Below are 16,764 nucleotides of genomic sequence, written 5' to 3' on the forward strand. Positions count from 1 at the left end.
ACAACCGTGTTTATCAAGGGGCGCAGGTATTCATGACAAGCGATGTAATTTCTGAACGGGCCAGTGTTTTACTCAAAACATTGGTAGAAAGCCATATTCGGGATGGTCAGCCGGTGGGCTCCCGTACACTGGTGGAGCAGGCGGGTTTACCGGTGAGTGCAGCCACTATCCGCAATGTCATGTCGGACCTCGAAGATCGCGGTTACCTCATTTCTCCCCATACTTCCGCCGGCCGCATTCCTACCGCGATGGGTTATCGCCTGTTTGTCGACACTCTGCTGCAGGTGCAACCGCTGGAACAGCAGGCGGTGACAGCGCTGCGCAGCGAATTGAACCCCGATAAGTCAGCCACCGAGTTGGTGCAGAGCGCCTCGTCCCTGCTCTCCAGTATTACCGCCCAGGCGGGTTTGGTGACGGTTCCTCGTCAGGAGGCGGGTCAGTTGCGCCAGGTGGAGTTTTTGCCGCTTTCCGGTGATCGGGTGCTGGTGATTCTGGTGATCAATGAGCGAGAAGTGCAAAACCGCATCATTCACACCCAACGTGCCTTTACTGAGGAGCAATTGCGCGAGGCAGCCAATATGGTCAACCAGCGCTTTGCTGGCCGCCCTTTGCAGCAGGTACAGGAAGAAATTGTGCATGAGATGCAGCAGGCACGCAGCCAAATCGATGGCTACATGCAGGCTGCCCTGGACCTGGCGAGTCAGGCGTTGGACCAGGAAACCTCCGCAGATGAATGCCTGGTGGCTGGTGAATCCCGTCTGCTTGGCAATGCCACTGCAGATGAAATGTTCAAGTTGCGAGAGCTGTTTGATGCTTTCGAGCAGAAAAAAGACCTGTTGCACTTGCTGGAGCGCTGTTCCCAGGCGGATGGCATACAGGTGTTTATAGGTGAGGAGGCCGGATATGACGTATTTGGCGACTACTCGGTGATCACCGCTCCCTACAGCGATGGCGCCCAAACGCTGGGCGTTCTGGGGGTGATAGGGCCCACCCGCATGGCCTATGAAAGAGTGATCCCCATCGTGGACCTTACCGCTCGCATGCTGAGTTCTGCGCTGGGCAAATAGCGTCTGCGGCGTCTGCCGCAGATTGGGGCGTAATTTACCCCCAAAAACCCACAAATATCCCTTGAATCGCCCCGATTTGGCCCCATATCGCCACTGTAACCCCCTAGATTAGCCATACGGAGTGCAAGCGTGGCCGAGCAAGACCCAAAACAGCCAGAAAACGAGGTTCAGGACGAGCAGACAGCGAACCCTGAAGCTCAATTGGAAACCGCTGAGGAAGTTGCTGCAGCAGAAGCCGCTGACGCAGGTGCTGAAGGCGATACCGAAGTCTCATTGGATGACGAGCTGAGTCAGCTGCAGGAAGACCTGCTGGCCGCCAGGGATGCCGCGCTGCGCGCCCAGGCCGACGCCCAGAATGTTAAGCGTCGCGCTGAACAGGACGTTGAGAAAGCCCGCAAGTTTGCTCTTGAGCGCTTTGCCAGCGACTTACTGCCGGTTGTCGATAACCTGGAGCGTGCCCTTGAGGCGGCCTCCGGTGACGACGAGGCAATTAAGCCGATTGCCGAGGGCGTAGAGCTGACACTCAAAAGTTTCATCGACGTGCTGGGCAAAAACAAGGTTGATGTGGTGGATCCCCAGGGCGAGCCCTTTGACCCCAATTTGCATCAGGCCATCACCATGATTGAGAACAAAGAGGTTGAGCCCAATACCGTGACAGCTGTCATGCAGAAGGGTTATTCGCTCAATGGCCGGTTGATAAGACCCGCCATGGTAATGGTCAGTAAAGGCGGTTGAAGTAAAAAGGGGGTTGAATCAGGCCAAATTGACCCCAAATAAAGAACAACGCAATTGATACCGGCGCACAGCGCCAAGTAAGACTGGAGACATACAATGGGCAAGATAATCGGAATTGACCTGGGTACCACAAATTCATGTGTATCCGTGCTGGATGGCGATGGACCTCGCGTGATTGAAAACGCTGAGGGCGATCGCACGACACCTTCTATTGTCGGTTACACCGATGAAGGTGAGATCCTTGTTGGGCAGGCGGCGAAGCGCCAGTCTGTCACTAACCCTACTAACACACTGTACGCAGTGAAGCGCCTGATCGGCCGCAAGTTCAAGGACGATGTTGTCCAGAAAGACATTAGCATGGTTCCTTATACAATTCTTGCTGCTGATAACGGCGACGCATGGGTACAGGCCCGCGACGAAAAAATGGCACCGCCTCAGGTGTCTGCTGAAGTTCTGCGCAAGATGAAGAAAACCGCCGAGGAATTCCTGGGCGAGCCAGTGACTGAGGCGGTAATCACCGTTCCTGCTTACTTCAACGACTCCCAGCGTCAGGCGACAAAAGACGCCGGCAAGATTGCTGGCCTGGACGTGAAACGTATTATCAACGAGCCAACGGCTGCTGCGCTGGCCTACGGCATGGACAAGGCGAAGGGCGATCACACTGTAGCGGTTTATGACCTGGGTGGCGGTACTTTCGATATCTCTATCATCGAGATTGCTGAAGTTGATGGCGAGCACCAGTTTGAAGTGCTGTCGACTAACGGTGACACGTTCCTCGGTGGTGAAGACTTTGACATGCGCTTGATCGAGTATTTGTCACAAGAATTCAAGAAAGAGTCTGGCATTGATCTGCACAACGATCCGCTGGCTCTGCAGCGGCTGAAAGAAGCTGCCGAAAAAGCCAAGATTGAACTGTCTAGCTCACAGCAAACTGAGGTGAATCTGCCTTACATTACCGCTGATGCGAGCGGCCCGAAACACCTGGTGGTGAAACTGAGCCGCGCCAAGCTGGAATCCCTGGTCGAAGACCTGGTGACTCGCTCTATGGACCCTGTTAAGACCGCACTTAAAGATGCTGGTCTGTCTCCCTCCGAGATTGATGACGTAATTCTGGTGGGCGGTCAAACCCGCATGCCGATGGTGCAGAAGCAGGTTGCTGACTACTTTGGCAAAGAGCCTCGCAAGGACGTTAACCCCGATGAAGCGGTTGCCATGGGCGCCTCTATCCAGGGTGCGGTACTGTCTGGCGATGTGAAAGATGTGCTCCTGCTGGACGTGACTCCCCTGACGCTGGGTATTGAGACTATGGGCGGCGTAGCAACGCCGCTGATCGAGAAGAACACTACGATTCCTACCAAGAAGTCGCAGATTTTCTCAACTGCTGACGATAACCAGACTGCCGTTACCATTCACGTAGTGCAGGGTGAGCGCAAGCAAGCCACTGGTAACAAGTCGCTGGGCCGTTTTGATCTGGCAGACATTCCACCAGCGCAGCGTGGTATGCCCCAGATTGAAGTTACCTTCGACCTGGATGCCAACGGTATCCTGCATGTGTCTGCCCAGGACAAGGCAACCGGCAAAGAACAGTCCATTCGCATCACTGCCTCTGGCGGTCTGTCGGATGACGATATCGAGCAAATGGTTGCAGACGCCGAAGCTAACGCTGAAGCAGATGCCAAGTTCGAGGAGCTGATCACCGCGCGTAATACTTGCGATGGCCTGATCCACGCTGCCAGGAAGACTGTTGAGGAAGCTGGCGAGCACGCAACTGACGAAGAGAAAGCGGCCATTGAAGCGGCGGTTTCTGAAGCTGAGGAAGCGGTAAAGAGCGACGATAAGGAAGCCATTGACGCAGCTGCTACCAAGCTGACTGAAGCGACAGGCCCTGTAGCGCAGAAGATGTATGCGGCGCAGGCCGAGCAAGCTCAGGCGGCCGGTGCTGGCGCTGAGGCCGGTGCACAAGGCGAGCCTGCTGAAGATGTGATGGACGCAGAGTTCGAAGAAGTGAAGGAAGACGATAAGAAGTAACGCCTTAGGCGTCATCCCCACTCAGGTGGGGATCCAGAGGCTCTGGACCCCGGATGCACATGGGTGACAGAGCCAGGGTTACGCGGGACGCATGTGCCCGCGTAGTCATTTATGAAAATACCGTAAATACACTGAAGATTTATGTCAAAACGCGACTATTACGAAGTGCTCGGTGTCGGCAAAAGTGCTGACAGCAAAGAGGTTAAAAAGGCCTATCGCCGGGTAGCCATGAAGTATCATCCGGATCGCAATCCGGATGATCCCGATGCTGATGAGAAGTTCAAGGAAGCCACTGAGGCCTACGACGTTCTCATGGATAGCGAGAAGCGCGCGGCCTACGACCAATATGGTCACGCCGGGGTTGACCCCAACATGGGTGGCGGTGGTTTTGGCGGTGGCGGCAATTTCAGCGATATCTTTGGCGATGTGTTCGGTGATATTTTTGGTGGCGGCGGCGGTGGCCGCGGCGGTCGCGCTGGACCACAGCGTGGCTCTGATTTGCGTTACACGCTGGATATCTCTTTGGAAGATGCAGTGAAAGGCACAACGGTTGAAATCCGCGTGCCTAGCTTATCCGGCTGTGAAACCTGTGACGGCTCCGGTGCCAAGAAAGGCTCCAGCCCTGTGACTTGCGGCACTTGCGGTGGCGCTGGCCAGGTGCGAATGCAGCAAGGCCTGTTCCAGGTTCAGCAAACATGTCCTGCCTGTCGTGGACAGGGTCAGACCATATCCGATCCCTGTGGTACCTGTCATGGTCAGGGTCGGGTGGAGAAAACGCGTACACTGTCGGTGAAAGTACCGCCAGGTGTCGATACGGGCGATCGCATTCGTCTTTCTGGCGAAGGCGAAGCAGGACCGCAGGGTGGTCCTTCCGGCGATCTGTTTGTACAAATGTCGGTCAAGCAACACAACATTTTTGAGCGAGACGGTAAAAACCTGTACTGCGAGGTTCCGATTACTTTTGTCGACGCAGCACTGGGTGGTGAGCTCGAAGTACCAACGCTGGACGGCAGGGTTAACCTGAAAATTCCAGCAGAAACGCAAACCGGCAAGTTGTTTCGCTTGCGCGGTAAGGGTGTGAAGCCGGTACGTGGTGGCAGCGTGGGTGACCTGCTGTGCCGCGCTGTGTTAGAAACGCCAGTCAACCTGAACAAGCGGCAGAAGGAGCTGTTGGAAGAGCTGCAGCAAACTCTGGGTGAAGATGGCAAGCGCCAGTCGCCGCGTCAGCACAGTTGGTTTGAAGGCGTGAAAAGCTTTTTTGACGATATGACATCATGACAACAAAAATAGGCATTACCGGCGCCGCCGGCCGTATGGGCCGAACGCTGATCGAGGCTATTGCAGCATCCAGCGATGACCTGCAACTGGCAGCCGCTATCGAGCACCCTGAAAGCAGTTTGCTCGGTGCTGATGCCGGCGAGCTGGCCGGGCTGGGTAAAAACGGTGTTGTAGTCGTTGCGTCACTCGATGCGGTGATTAGCAACATCGATGTGCTGATTGATTTCACTGTGCCTGCGGCGACCATTGCCAATGTGCAGGCCTGCGCCGAGCAGGGGATCGGTATTGTTATCGGTACCACCGGGTTTACTGCAGAACAGCAAGCCATCATTGACACTGCTGCGATGAAAACAGCGATTTGCAAGGCCTCTAATTTTAGCACCGGCGTGAATGTCTGTTTCAAGCTTTTGGATATGGCTGCTCGAGTGCTGGGCGACGATGTTGATATTGAAGTGTATGAAGCCCATCACCGACATAAAGTCGATGCCCCGTCTGGCACTGCTTTGAGCATGGGCCAGGTGGTAGCGGACGCGCTGGATCGAGACCTGGATAAGGTCGCTGTGTATGGTCGAGAAGGACAAACCGGTGCGCGTGAGCGCGAGACCATCGGCTTCGCGACTGTGCGCGCAGGAGACATTGTCGGTGATCACACTGTTACGTTTGCCGCCGAGGGCGAGCGGGTCGAAATCACGCACAAAGCATCCAGCCGCATGTCGTTTGGACGTGGAGCTGTTCGGGCGGCCGGTTGGCTGAAGGCCCAAAATGCCGGACTTTACGACATGCAGGATGTGCTGGGCTTAAAATAAGTTAAGAACCGTTAATCCCCGTGAGACGGGGGAAACGATGCAATCAGGAGACAGAGTCTTGAGCGATTTTATCGTCAACATCGATGAAACCAATGCAGCTGCACTGCTGATTGAGGAGTCCCACAACCGTCCGGTCGTGGTGGACTTCTGGGCTGACTGGTGCGAGCCCTGCAAGGTGTTGATGCCTTTGCTGGAAAAAATAGCCACCGATTACAACGGCGCTTTCTTGCTGGCCAAAGTAAACGCAGATGAGCAGGGCATGATTGCCCAGCAGTTTGGCGTGCGTTCCCTGCCCACCGTCATGGTGATACAAAACGGACAACCGGTCGATGGTTTTGCCGGCGCGCAGTCTGAGCAGGAGATTATGTCGATGCTGGGCAAGTATTTGCCCAAGCCCTGGGATGGCTTGCTGCAATTGGCAGAAGAGGCGATTGCCGAGGGCGACTTTCCCAAAGCACTGACTCCGTTGCGCCAGGCCTGGGATGAATCAGGCAGACTTTACGAAATCACGGTGCCTTATGTGCACGCCCTGATCGAATGCTTGCGCCTGGATGAGGCCGAGGCCTTGCTGGATGAGGTCAGAATGGCCGATCAGGATGCAGCCTATGAACAACTGCGTGCGCAGCTCGAAATCAAACGCGAGGCTGCCAAGTCCCCAGAAATAGAAGCGCTGGAAAAGCAGTTGGCGCAGGACCCTGAGAACCTGGACCTGATGCACCAGTTAGCGGTTCAGTTTACCAACGCCGGTCAGTTCAAGGACGCGATGGAGTACCTGATTACTGTCTTGCAGCGAGATAGAGAACACGGCGACGGGGCGACCAAAAAAACCTTGCTGGACACCATAGCTTCGCTGGGCAAGGGCGACCCGTTGGCAGCAGAGTACCAGCGCAAACTCTATAGCCTGCTTTACTGATGGAATTGACCCGGATTTAGTTCGATGGCTGATTTACGTCTCTCGTTGTGCATGATCGTAAAGAACGAGTCCTACTTCCTGCCAAAATGCTTGGAGCAATCGGCCGAGTATGTCGATGAAATCATTATTGTGGACACAGGTTCCAATGATGACACCAAGTCGATTGCCGCTTTATACACTGACAAAATATATGATTTTGAATGGCAAGATGACTTTTCTGCTGCACGCAATTTGTCGATTGATAAAGCCACAGGTGACTGGATTATTGTTCTTGATGCCGACGAAGTTATCGAGCCGCGGCATTGGGCAGAGATACGAACGTTAATTCAGAGTACCGATCAAGAGGCGTTCTTTCTAACGGAGCGTAATTATAGCTTTGAATCTTTTGGGAGTGGTTGGCAACCAATTCAAGAAAAAAGCGCCTACACTCGAAATTTTTCAGGCTACAAAGTCCATAATATAGCCCGTCTGTTTTGCAATGTTCCCGGTATTCGCTACGCAGGGCATGTGCATGAAATAGTGGACAGGTCCCTGACAGCGGGCCGTTCTCAGGTTGTTGATATACTCATCCATCACCACGGAGACGAAAGTCCCAATAACCCAAAGAAAAAGCGTCAACTAAACTACCTGCGTTTGATGGAGTTGGACCTGGATAGCGACTCGTCAGGGCGTCTGTATGGAACTGCGGCCTCAATACGAATGCATTATCTCAAAGACTTTGATAGAGCGATTGCATACTACGATCGTGCCATCGAACTCGGGTGGGAGGTTGAGGAAAGCCAAGAAGCGCAGGCATCAGCGCGCTATTTGGCAGGTGATTTTGATGGCGCGTATTCAGGCTTCGAGCAACTTTATAAAGCGGGCTATCGGCGGGCAAATCTTTGCATAAATTTTGCCAATCTGGCTGTCAAGCGCGGCAACCCCGGCTTTGCGGCTGACCTGCTTGAAGAAGCGATTCAGCTGGGTATTCCTGATCCGAAAGTACGGATAAGCCTGGAACACAACATCCGTTACCTCCGAGAACAAACGGGATGATTATTTATAGCGACCTCTGGGGTCAATTTTTGTGAGACCTGTCAACATTGTGCACATCAGAGTCGCGATATACGGTAGCGATCGGCCTAAATACATGGCTATTTTTGACATTTAATCACTCAGTAAAGGAGGAAAAGCAGTGGATACCGCTTTCGCCCCGGAAGACATCGCTTTTCGCGATGAAGTAGCAGCGTTCTTTGATTCAGCTTTTGACAAAGATATCGAATCTCGTCTGTCTGACTCAGACCCCGCTGTGTTTCAGCCCGCCATCATTGAATGGCAAAAAAGATTGTTTGAGCGTGGCTGGATAGCACCCGGTTGGCCGGTAGAACACGGTGGTACAGGGTGGGACGCATCCAAAGCCTTCATTTTCGAAACAGAACGAGCCAGTCGTGGCATAGGCGATGTGAGCCCCTTTGGCCTGAAGATGGTTGGCCCGGTACTCTACGAATTCGGCACCGATGAGCAGAAGGAACGCTTCCTGCCCAAAATTCTCGCAAGCGACGAGTGGTGGTGCCAGGGCTACTCAGAGCCAGGCTCGGGTTCTGACCTCGCTTCGCTGAAAACCCGCGCGGTGCGCGATGGTGACGACTACGTTATTAACGGCGCCAAGATCTGGACTACTTATGCGCAGTTTGCTGACTGGATATTCTGTCTGGTGCGCACCAGTACCGAGGGCAAGAAGCAGGAAGGCATCAGCTTTTTGTTAATCGACATGCACTCGCCTGGCATCAAGGTGAATCCAATTGTTTCCATAGACGGTCACCACAGTCTCAACGAAGTGGAGTTCAAAGACGTGCGGGTGCCGGTTGCGAATCGTATTGGTGATGAAAACAAAGGCTGGACCTACGCCAAGGCGCTGCTGGCACACGAGCGCACGGCGATTGCCGGTGTCGCAGACTCCAAACGCGGAGTAGACCTGATCAAGAAGTTTGCCAGCGCGGAAGTAAACGGCGGAACACGGTTGATTGACGAGCCCCTGTTCCAGAAGCGTTTGTCCGATCTTGAACTGGACTTGATGGCGCTGGAGTTCACTGAATTACGAGTGCTGGCCTCGTTGGCGTCTGGCGGCGCTCCCGGCGCGGAGTCATCAATGCTGAAAATCACCGGCACCGAAATCCAGCAAGCGGTTCAGGAACTGACCATGGACGTGGCGGCCTACTTCCAGGGCGTGCTACCCAAGGGCGCTCCAGATTCAGAGGTGTTGGGGCATGAGTTTGGTCCGGGAGCCTTCACCAGCTTCATGTATGGGCGCGCGGCGACCATTTACGGCGGATCCAATGAGGTCCAAAAAAACATCATCGCCAAGGCCGTTCTCGGTCTCTAACGCGCAGGGAGTAATGACAGATGAATTTTGAATTCTCAGAAGAACAGGTCATGTTGCGCGACAGCGTCGCGCGCTACGTGCAGGATGATTACGATTGGGAAACGCGGGTCGCCATTGCTGGCTCCGAGACGGGTATTGACCGGGCCAAATGGCAAACCTTTGCTGAACTGGGCTGGCTTTCTATTCCGTTTGCCGAAGAGCACGGTGGGTTCGGCGGTGGTCCCCTCGATGTTATGGTGGTGATGGAAGAGCTGGGCAAGGGCCTGGTGCTGGAACCCTATTTGGCAACCGTGCTTCTCTACGGAGGCCTGTTGCAAAAGGGTGGCAGTGCACGGCAACAGGAAGCTCGCATCCCCTCTATTATCGACGGCAGTAGTTTAGGTGCCTTTGCTTATCTCGAGCGCCAAAGTCGTTTCGAGACTAGCGACGTGCTGACGACTGCTACAGCCAACGACGGTGGCTACGCACTGAACGGTGAAAAGGTTGTTGTTTTTAATGGTATGAACGCAGATCAACTGATCGTGTCGGCTCGCACCAGCGGCGAGCAGAGCGATGAACAGGGCATTAGTCTGTTTTTGGTTGCTGCAGATGCCGAGGGCATTGAAAGTGTCAGCTATCGAATGATGGACGGACAACGCGTCTCCAATATCGTGTTTAAGGATGTGCAGGTTGCTGCAGACGACCTTGTTGGCGAGCTCGACGGCGGTCATGCGCTGATTAATGCCGTTGCTCGTGATGCTAACCTCGCGCTTTCTGCTGAGGCGCTGGGAATCATGGCTCAGCTAAATGCCAAAACCGCGGAGTATGCCCGAACTCGAGAGCAGTTTGGCGTGGCCATTGGCAAGTTCCAGGCGTTGCAGCATCGTATGGTTGATACCTTCATCAGCTATGAGCAAACTAAATCAATGCTGTATCGAGCGGTTTGTGCGCTTACCGATGACCAGGAAGACGAAGATCAGGCGATTCATGCGTTAAGGATGATGGTGGACAAAGCCGGCAAACACATCTTTGGCGAAGCTATTCAGCTTCACGGGGGCATGGGTATTACCGACGAACTGGATATTGGTCACTATGCCAAGCGATTGATGATGATTAACACCACTTTTGGTAATGGCGATTATCATCAGGCAAAGTTCAACGCACTACGCTATAACTAACCAAGCACAATTACGCTCCCCGGCCAGCAACGGGTGGGGGAGCTCCCTTTAGGAGAGATACAATGAAACTGGGCTTTCTGCTGGGCTACTCCGGCAAAAAAATTAACATTCCAATGGATCTGATCAAGCATGCAGAATCTTTGGGCTTTGATTCGGTCTGGACCGCAGAGGCCTATGGCAATGACGCGATTACCGCGGCTAGCTGGGTATTGGCGCAAACAGAGAAGATTCGGGTCGGTACCGCCATCATGCAAATGCCCGCGCGAACACCGGCTATGGCCGCAATGACAACCATGTCCCTGGATCAGCTATCCGGCGGTCGGTTTATTGCAGGTTTGGGCGCCTCTGGCCCCCAGGTTGTTGAAGGCTGGCATGGGGTGCCCTACGGCAAACCAGTGACACGTACCCGCGAGTACATCAAAATCATGCGTGCGATTATGGCGCGTGAAGGTCCCGTGGAGTTCGACGGCAACATGTACCAGATGCCCAATAAGAGTGAAGGCACGACTGGGCTTGGCAAGCCGCTGAAATCGATCTTGGAAGGCAATTCTGATATTCCTATTTACACCGCGTCTATCACTCCAGCCGGATTGCGCTGTGCCGGTGAAGTGGCTGATGGTGTATTCCCAGTGTGGATGGATCCGAACAAGTACGACATCATAGGCGATCATCTGGAAACCGGCTTTGCCAAAGCGGGCAATGGCAAGGGTCTTGATAACTTTGACATTGCGCCTTTCGTATCGGTAGCGATGAATGATGATCTTGATGCGGCATTTGATTCCCTGCGTCCCTGGCTGGCGCTCTACATTGGTGGAATGGGCGCTAAAGGTAAAAACTTCTATCACGATTACACCACACGTTTAGGTTACGGCGAGGCAGCGGATAAGATTCAGGACCTGTATCTGTCTGGCAAGCAAGCTGAAGCCTGCGCTGAGGTGCCCCGAGAGCTGCTGGATGAGGTCGCGCTGGTTGGTCCTAAAGACCGCATTCGGGAACGCCTTGGAGCCTGGAAAGAGGCGGGTAAGAAAGGACAGGTCGGCACGATGCTACTGGGCGTGCACGATCCCGCGGTACTTGAGTTGTTCGCCGAGGAAATGCTCTGATGGATGTCGCCGGTAAGGTTATTGTAGTCACCGGCGGCGCTAATGGTATTGGACGTGCGCTTTGCGAGCGCTTTCACGCTGGAGGCGCTCGCAAGGTTGTTGTTGCCGACCTCGAAGAAAGTAACGCCCAAAGTGTTGCCCTGACTCTGGGAGGGGACGCATTTGGTGTTGATGTACGCGATGAAAGTGCGCTTGCAGCGATGGTTGCCAAGGTTGAGGCCGACCATGGTGGCATCGATTTGTTTTGCAGTAATGCCGGCATCATCGCTTTGGACGGTGAACCCTGGTGGGCTACCTCAGCTGCCAACGAAACCTGGCAAGCCATGTGGGACATTCATGTGATGTCACATGTCTTTGCCGCGCGAGCATGTCTTCCCGGTATGCTGGCGCGTGGCAAAGGGTATTTCCTCAATACCGTTTCAGCTGCCGGTCTTCTCAATCAAATCGGCGATGCGGCTTACTCAACGACCAAACACGCTGCAATCGGCTTTGCTGAATCGCTGGCAATCACCCACGCTGACGATGGTATTGGCGTATCTGCGTTATGCCCACAGGCAGTAGCCACTCGTATGATTGGCGACAACGGCGATGGTGGCACTGCAGGCGTAGACGGAGTGTTAACACCCGAAGCCGTTGCCGATGAAGTTATTAAAGGTTTGGCCGAAGAACGATTTTTGATTTTGCCGCATGAAGAAGTTGAAGCGTATCGCCAGAACAAAGCCCGGGACTACGATCGGTGGTTGGGCGGCATGCGTAAACTGCGTCGCAACATGGGCGTGCCCACTGTTTGATTTAAACGAGGTTCTCAAAGTTGGAACGCAAGGATCGGTTCGCCAGAACAATTCTTAACGGCTTTGAGGCCTTCTTCGCTGAATTCCAGAATATTACCCTGGCGGCAAAAACCCGCTTTGAAAATTCCGACTGGCACGGTTTACAGGAATCGTCACGCCGTCGTATTGACCTGCGTAAGGAAAAAACCTCCGAGATTATTCAGTACGTGGAGTTGATTGCAGGTGAGTACCTGAAGGACTTTGAGTTCTGGAGAGAAGTTCGGGAAATTTATGCGGGGATGATAGCAGGGCACAATAACTTTGAAATCGCCGAAACGTTTTTCAACTCAGTGTTTTGCGCGGTTTTCAAGCACCGAAAAATTCGTAATGACTACGCCTTTGTTTTTTCGTCGCACGGCGATATTCCCCCTGCAGACGTGAGCAAGGTTTATCGAACCTACCCACTCGGCAAGTCGATAGATGCTGCGATCACTCAAATGCTTGGGGATTACGCGTTTGACATTCCTTACGAAAATTTAGAGCGTGATGTTGCCAGTATTAGGATTGTGGCCGACACCTACCTGCGCCCACGGTTCGACCTCGACGGTGAAAATATGCGTCTTGAGGTACTGGAGCATCATTTTTTTCGTAACAAGGGCGCCTACATTGTAGGCCGTATCGTCAGTGGCGAGCAGTCTATGCCCTTTGTTCTGCCTGTACTTCATAATGAGCAGGATGCGGTTTACGTGGACACCGTGCTCTTTGGGGCTGACAAGGTCAGCGTGGTGTTCAGTTTTACGCGTTCTTATTTTTTGGTAGACGCGAGCATTCCATCGGCTTATGTGTTGTTTTTGCAGCAGTTGATGCCAGCCAAGCCTATATCTGAAATTTACAGTGCCATGGGTTATAACAAGCACGGTAAAACTTACTATCACCGCTGTGCCTATCGGCATATGACGAGCACCAGTGATCAGTTTATTATTGCCCCGGGCATTAAAGGCATGGTGATGAGCGTATTTACGATGCCGTCATATGACTTTGTGTTCAAGATTATTAAAGATCGGTTTACCCCACCCAAAGATATGACGCGAGAACAGGTCAAGGCCAAGTATGCCCTGGTGAAACGCTGGGATCGCGCCGGGCGTATGGCCGATACTCAGGAATTCACTAATCTCGCTTTTGCCAGGGAACGTTTTTCCGACGAGTTGATAGACGAGTTGTACAAAGTCGCACCTTCGTTGATCGATGAACATGGCAAGGCCTTGATCATCAAACATGTTTATGTCGAGCGAAGGATGATTCCGCTTAACTTGTATTTACAGAATGCCACTGATGAGCAGGTGTTGGATGTAATAGACGAGTACGGCAATGCCATCAAACAATTGGCTGCAGCGAATATTTTTCCCGGTGACATGCTGTTAAAAAACTTCGGTGTTACGCGTCATGGACGAGTGGTGTTTTATGACTATGACGAAATTCAACCTTTGACAGAGTGTAATTTTCGCATCATCCCCGAGCCACGCACCGAAGCCGAAGAAATGGCCAGTCAGCCATGGTATATGGTTGGCCCTAACGATATTTTCCCGGAAGAGTTTCGTTTGTTTTTTTCCGGCAACCAGCGTGCACGAGAGGCGTTCGACGCAATTCACAGTGATTTGTACGAGGCCTCATTCTGGCAGGGGTTGCAGGAACAGGTTCGCAGCGGCTACGTGGAAAGTTTCTTTCCCTACCGCCGAAAAATTAGATTTGAAAGGGGAGAGGCTGCCTGATGGCGACAATTTATCTTATACGACACGGACAAGCGTCGTTTGGTTCGGCGAACTACGATCAGTTATCTGAACTTGGGCAGCTGCAGGCAACGCGGACCGGGCAGTACCTGGCTAGGGCCGGTGTCAGCTTGGACGCAGCCTACAGCGGAGACCTTTGGCGTCAAAGAGAAACCTGCGAGAGAGCCTGTAAGGAACTTGACGGCGACATTGCGCATCATGTTGATCCCCGCTTTAACGAAATTCGCAACGATGAGCAGGTAGAGCATCTAACGCCCATTGTGGCCGAGCAGAATCCAGCCCTCAAGCAACTGTTGAAAACGGGTCTTTCCAACAGTAAGCATTACCAGAAACTGATCGAGGCAGTGTTCAACTACTGGGTGAGTAATGACTGCAGCGCCTATGGAATACAGTCATGGGATGAGTACTCAGGCATGGCACAGGCTGCGCTGGCTGAGGTCATGAGCCGAGAAGGTAGTGGGAAAACGATTGGTATTTTTACGTCAGGCGGCACCATAGCGACGCTTGTAGCCCATGTGCTCGGTTTAGGTGGTACTCAAACCTATCAGTTTTATGAGCCTGTATTTAATTGCTCGGTCACCCAGCTTTTTTACTCTGGCGAGAACGTTTCTCTTTCTTACTTTAACGACCGGTCGTTCCTGCAGCTCTTGGGTAAGGAGCGCGGTGAAGAGCTGGTGAGCTATCGCTAGGGTGGAGCGCCTGAGAATTTGAGATTCAGCCACTTTCCCGATTTATAGCGGCGCAGAAGCATGCTGGATTTAATGATGTAGTCCAATAGCATGACAGCGAAAATCCAGTGGACAGACAATCCCAGCTTGAAGAAAGCCAATGCTGGTAGCAGGCGGCCAAAAATGATGCCGCATACGGTTGCTAACAAAGGAAAGCGAGTGTCGCCAGCTCCACGAAGGGCGCCCGACAGAGTAATATCTACCGCCATGATTGGCTGCGCGATGGCAATGATGTAGATGAACAGAACCGTTAGCTGCACGGTTTCTTCATCATCGATCATAAAGCTCGCAAGTTCTTTGGCATAAATTGCCATTAGTACTGAGAAGATAGACATGGCCACTATAGCCATGCGCAGTCCTCTCCATCCTGCTTTCATGGCTAATTCGGGGTTGCCTGCACCTAACTGCTGTCCTACTAGCGTAGCGGCTGCGATGCCAAAGCCAAACCCAATGACAATTGAAAACGACACAATACTGATGCCAATGCCATAAGCGGCGTAGGGGGACGTACCGTACTGGCCAACGATAGCGAAAAAAGCCAGAAATGCCACCTGAACGAAACCCTGCTCTAAAACAGAGGGAGCACCGATGCTGACTAATTGACGGGCAGTTGGCAGGTCTATGCGCCACTGCTTCAAGGCTTTTATCGTAAACTTGCCGCGCCACCATACCGCCGCGAATACGCAGGTGACCATTGCGCTAGCGAAACTACCTCCAAGGGCGACCCCTGACACACCCATGGCGGGTAATCCGGCGACACCATGGGCCAGTAGGTAGCCAAACAGAATATTAAACATGGAGCTGAACAATAAAAACCAGAGGGGGGTGATGACATCACCGGTTGCGCGCAATGATGTGGCCAAAAGCATGTTCAGCGCCGAGAACAAGTTGAAAACACCGAGCCAAAAAATGAAGCTGGCTGTTTTGCGGGTGGTTTCTTCGTCAAGTCCGAACATACTGGCGACAGCCTCTGGCATCAGAAGCGCAGGAAGCGAAAGCACCAGGCCAAGCAACAATCCAAGGGCAATTGAGGTCCAGGTGACTATTTCAGCTTCGGCGATGCGCTTGGCCCCCCAGCTACGGGCAACCATAGCTGTGGTCGCTATTGAAAGCCCCATCAGTACCGCTTGAATCAGGAAAAAAATTCGATGCCCGCTGGTAACCGCCGCCACCGCGCTGTTTCCCAGCCCGGAGACGATCTTGATATGGGCAAAGCCCACTGTGGTGAACAGCAGGTTAGAGATAATCGTGGGCCACGCAAGCTGCCATACCCTGCGGCTGGTGGAAGAGATTTGTCCGGTTTGATCGTTCATGTGAGGGCTAGTGCTTAGTGGACAGGGATTTGCATTCCCTATGACGGAAGCAGTCGCCTGTATGGTCGTTTACCATACCTGTGGCCTGCATGTGGGCGTACATGATGGTAGAGCCGACAAAGGTAAATCCTCGCTTCTTCATGTCTTTGCTTAACGCGTCAGAAATATCGGTGGTCGCCGGTACCTGAGACATGGACTTCCACTGGTTCTGCATAGGTGTGCCGTCAACAAAGTCCCAGATATAGCTAGCAAAGCTGCCTTTCTCGGCCTGTACTTCCAAAAACGCGATGGCGTTCTTACGTGCGCCAAACACTTTTAGTCGATTGCGGATTATAGCGGGGTTCAGCAAGAGCTTTTCCAGCTTGTTGTCGGTATAGCGCGCCACTTTATTGGCGTTGAAGTGATCGAACAGCTTGCGATAGGCCTCGCGCTTCTTCAGTACTGTAATCCAGGAAAGGCCGGCTTGAGCGCCTTCCAGAATCAGAAATTCGAATAAGGTTTGGTCATCCCATACCGGCACTCCCCACTCTTCATCGTGATATTGCATATAAAGCGGGTCGGTGCCACACCATGTGCAACGGGTCTTGGCCATGAGGCACTCCTTGTCTCGGAAGAGCGAGTATGGGGTCGAGCTTGTTCATTGTCTAGCCACGTGGTTGAACTGGAAGCGGGGGTTCGCTTGTGCCAGACTCAATGAATCAATTGAACTAGGACCAG

15 protein-coding genes are annotated in these 16,764 nt (G+C 53.1%); 13 read left to right on the top strand and 2 right to left on the bottom strand.

Annotated features, from left to right (window positions below; genetic code table 11):
• Nucleotides 1-32: 32 nt before the first annotated feature.
• From hrcA to EYC87_RS00735, 13 genes are all read left to right on the top strand, one after another.
• On the top strand, nt 33-1,067 hold the full coding sequence (gene hrcA / locus EYC87_RS00675; RefSeq protein WP_279251160.1) for a heat-inducible transcriptional repressor HrcA: 1,035 nt from the start codon (nt 33-35) through the stop codon (nt 1,065-1,067).
• Between the two features lie 129 nt (nt 1,068-1,196).
• Nucleotides 1,197-1,802 carry a nucleotide exchange factor GrpE gene (gene grpE, locus EYC87_RS00680; protein WP_279251161.1) on the top strand — a complete coding sequence of 202 codons (606 nt, stop codon included), beginning with the start codon at nt 1,197-1,199 and terminating at the stop codon, nt 1,800-1,802.
• Nucleotides 1,803-1,898: 96 nt separating this feature from the next.
• Nucleotides 1,899-3,830, top strand: a complete 1,932-nt coding sequence (gene dnaK, locus EYC87_RS00685; protein WP_279251162.1) for a molecular chaperone DnaK — start codon at nt 1,899-1,901, stop codon at nt 3,828-3,830.
• Nucleotides 3,831-3,971: 141 nt separating this feature from the next.
• Nucleotides 3,972-5,108 carry a molecular chaperone DnaJ gene (gene dnaJ / locus EYC87_RS00690; protein WP_007230371.1) on the top strand — a complete coding sequence of 379 codons (1,137 nt, stop codon included), beginning with the start codon at nt 3,972-3,974 and terminating at the stop codon, nt 5,106-5,108.
• Nucleotides 5,105-5,914 (top strand): 4-hydroxy-tetrahydrodipicolinate reductase, encoded by an 810-nt coding sequence (dapB, locus tag EYC87_RS00695; protein WP_279251163.1) that lies wholly within the window; start codon nt 5,105-5,107, stop codon nt 5,912-5,914. Before dnaJ ends, dapB begins: the two co-directional genes overlap by 4 nt.
• A gap of 58 nt (nt 5,915-5,972) precedes the next feature.
• A complete protein-coding gene (gene trxA / locus EYC87_RS00700; protein WP_279251164.1) occupies nt 5,973-6,827 on the top strand; it encodes a thioredoxin in 855 nt (284 codons plus the stop codon).
• Between the two features lie 24 nt (nt 6,828-6,851).
• Complete coding sequence (locus EYC87_RS00705; RefSeq protein ID WP_279251165.1) at nt 6,852-7,862, top strand: glycosyltransferase; 1,011 nt, start codon at nt 6,852-6,854, stop codon at nt 7,860-7,862.
• 139 nt (nt 7,863-8,001) lie between these two features.
• Nucleotides 8,002-9,189, top strand: a complete 1,188-nt coding sequence (locus EYC87_RS00710) for an acyl-CoA dehydrogenase family protein (protein WP_279251166.1) — start codon at nt 8,002-8,004, stop codon at nt 9,187-9,189.
• A gap of 20 nt (nt 9,190-9,209) precedes the next feature.
• The gene (locus tag EYC87_RS00715) at nt 9,210-10,346 is read left to right on the top strand and encodes an acyl-CoA dehydrogenase family protein (protein ID WP_279251167.1); all 1,137 of its coding nucleotides are present in this window, start codon (nt 9,210-9,212) and stop codon (nt 10,344-10,346) included.
• A 62-nt stretch (nt 10,347-10,408) separates the two neighbouring features.
• A complete protein-coding gene (locus EYC87_RS00720) occupies nt 10,409-11,449 on the top strand; it encodes an LLM class F420-dependent oxidoreductase (protein ID WP_007230354.1) in 1,041 nt (346 codons plus the stop codon).
• Nucleotides 11,449-12,240, top strand: a complete 792-nt coding sequence (locus tag EYC87_RS00725) for an SDR family oxidoreductase (protein ID WP_279251168.1) — start codon at nt 11,449-11,451, stop codon at nt 12,238-12,240. The genes EYC87_RS00720 and EYC87_RS00725 overlap by 1 nt, the downstream gene beginning before the upstream one ends.
• 20 nt (nt 12,241-12,260) lie before the next feature.
• A complete protein-coding gene (gene aceK / locus EYC87_RS00730; protein WP_279251169.1) occupies nt 12,261-13,988 on the top strand; it encodes a bifunctional isocitrate dehydrogenase kinase/phosphatase in 1,728 nt (575 codons plus the stop codon).
• Nucleotides 13,988-14,695 (top strand): histidine phosphatase family protein, encoded by a 708-nt coding sequence (locus EYC87_RS00735; protein WP_279251170.1) that lies wholly within the window; start codon nt 13,988-13,990, stop codon nt 14,693-14,695. The genes aceK and EYC87_RS00735 overlap by 1 nt, the downstream gene beginning before the upstream one ends.
• Here the strand turns inward: EYC87_RS00735 and EYC87_RS00740 are convergent.
• Both EYC87_RS00740 and EYC87_RS00745 read right to left on the bottom strand, forming a co-directional pair.
• Nucleotides 14,692-16,047, bottom strand: a complete 1,356-nt coding sequence (locus EYC87_RS00740) for an MATE family efflux transporter (protein ID WP_279251171.1) — start codon at nt 16,045-16,047, stop codon at nt 14,692-14,694. The two genes, EYC87_RS00735 and EYC87_RS00740, sit on opposite strands and share 4 nt — an antisense overlap.
• A gap of 7 nt (nt 16,048-16,054) precedes the next feature.
• Nucleotides 16,055-16,639 carry a DNA-3-methyladenine glycosylase I gene (locus tag EYC87_RS00745; RefSeq protein WP_279251172.1) on the bottom strand — a complete coding sequence of 195 codons (585 nt, stop codon included), beginning with the start codon at nt 16,637-16,639 and terminating at the stop codon, nt 16,055-16,057.
• Between the last annotated feature and the right edge of the window lie 125 nt (nt 16,640-16,764).

The sequence above is a fragment of the Candidatus Seongchinamella marina genome (assembly GCF_026262685.1).
Classification (GTDB): domain Bacteria; phylum Pseudomonadota; class Gammaproteobacteria; order Pseudomonadales; family Halieaceae; genus Halioglobus; species Halioglobus marinus.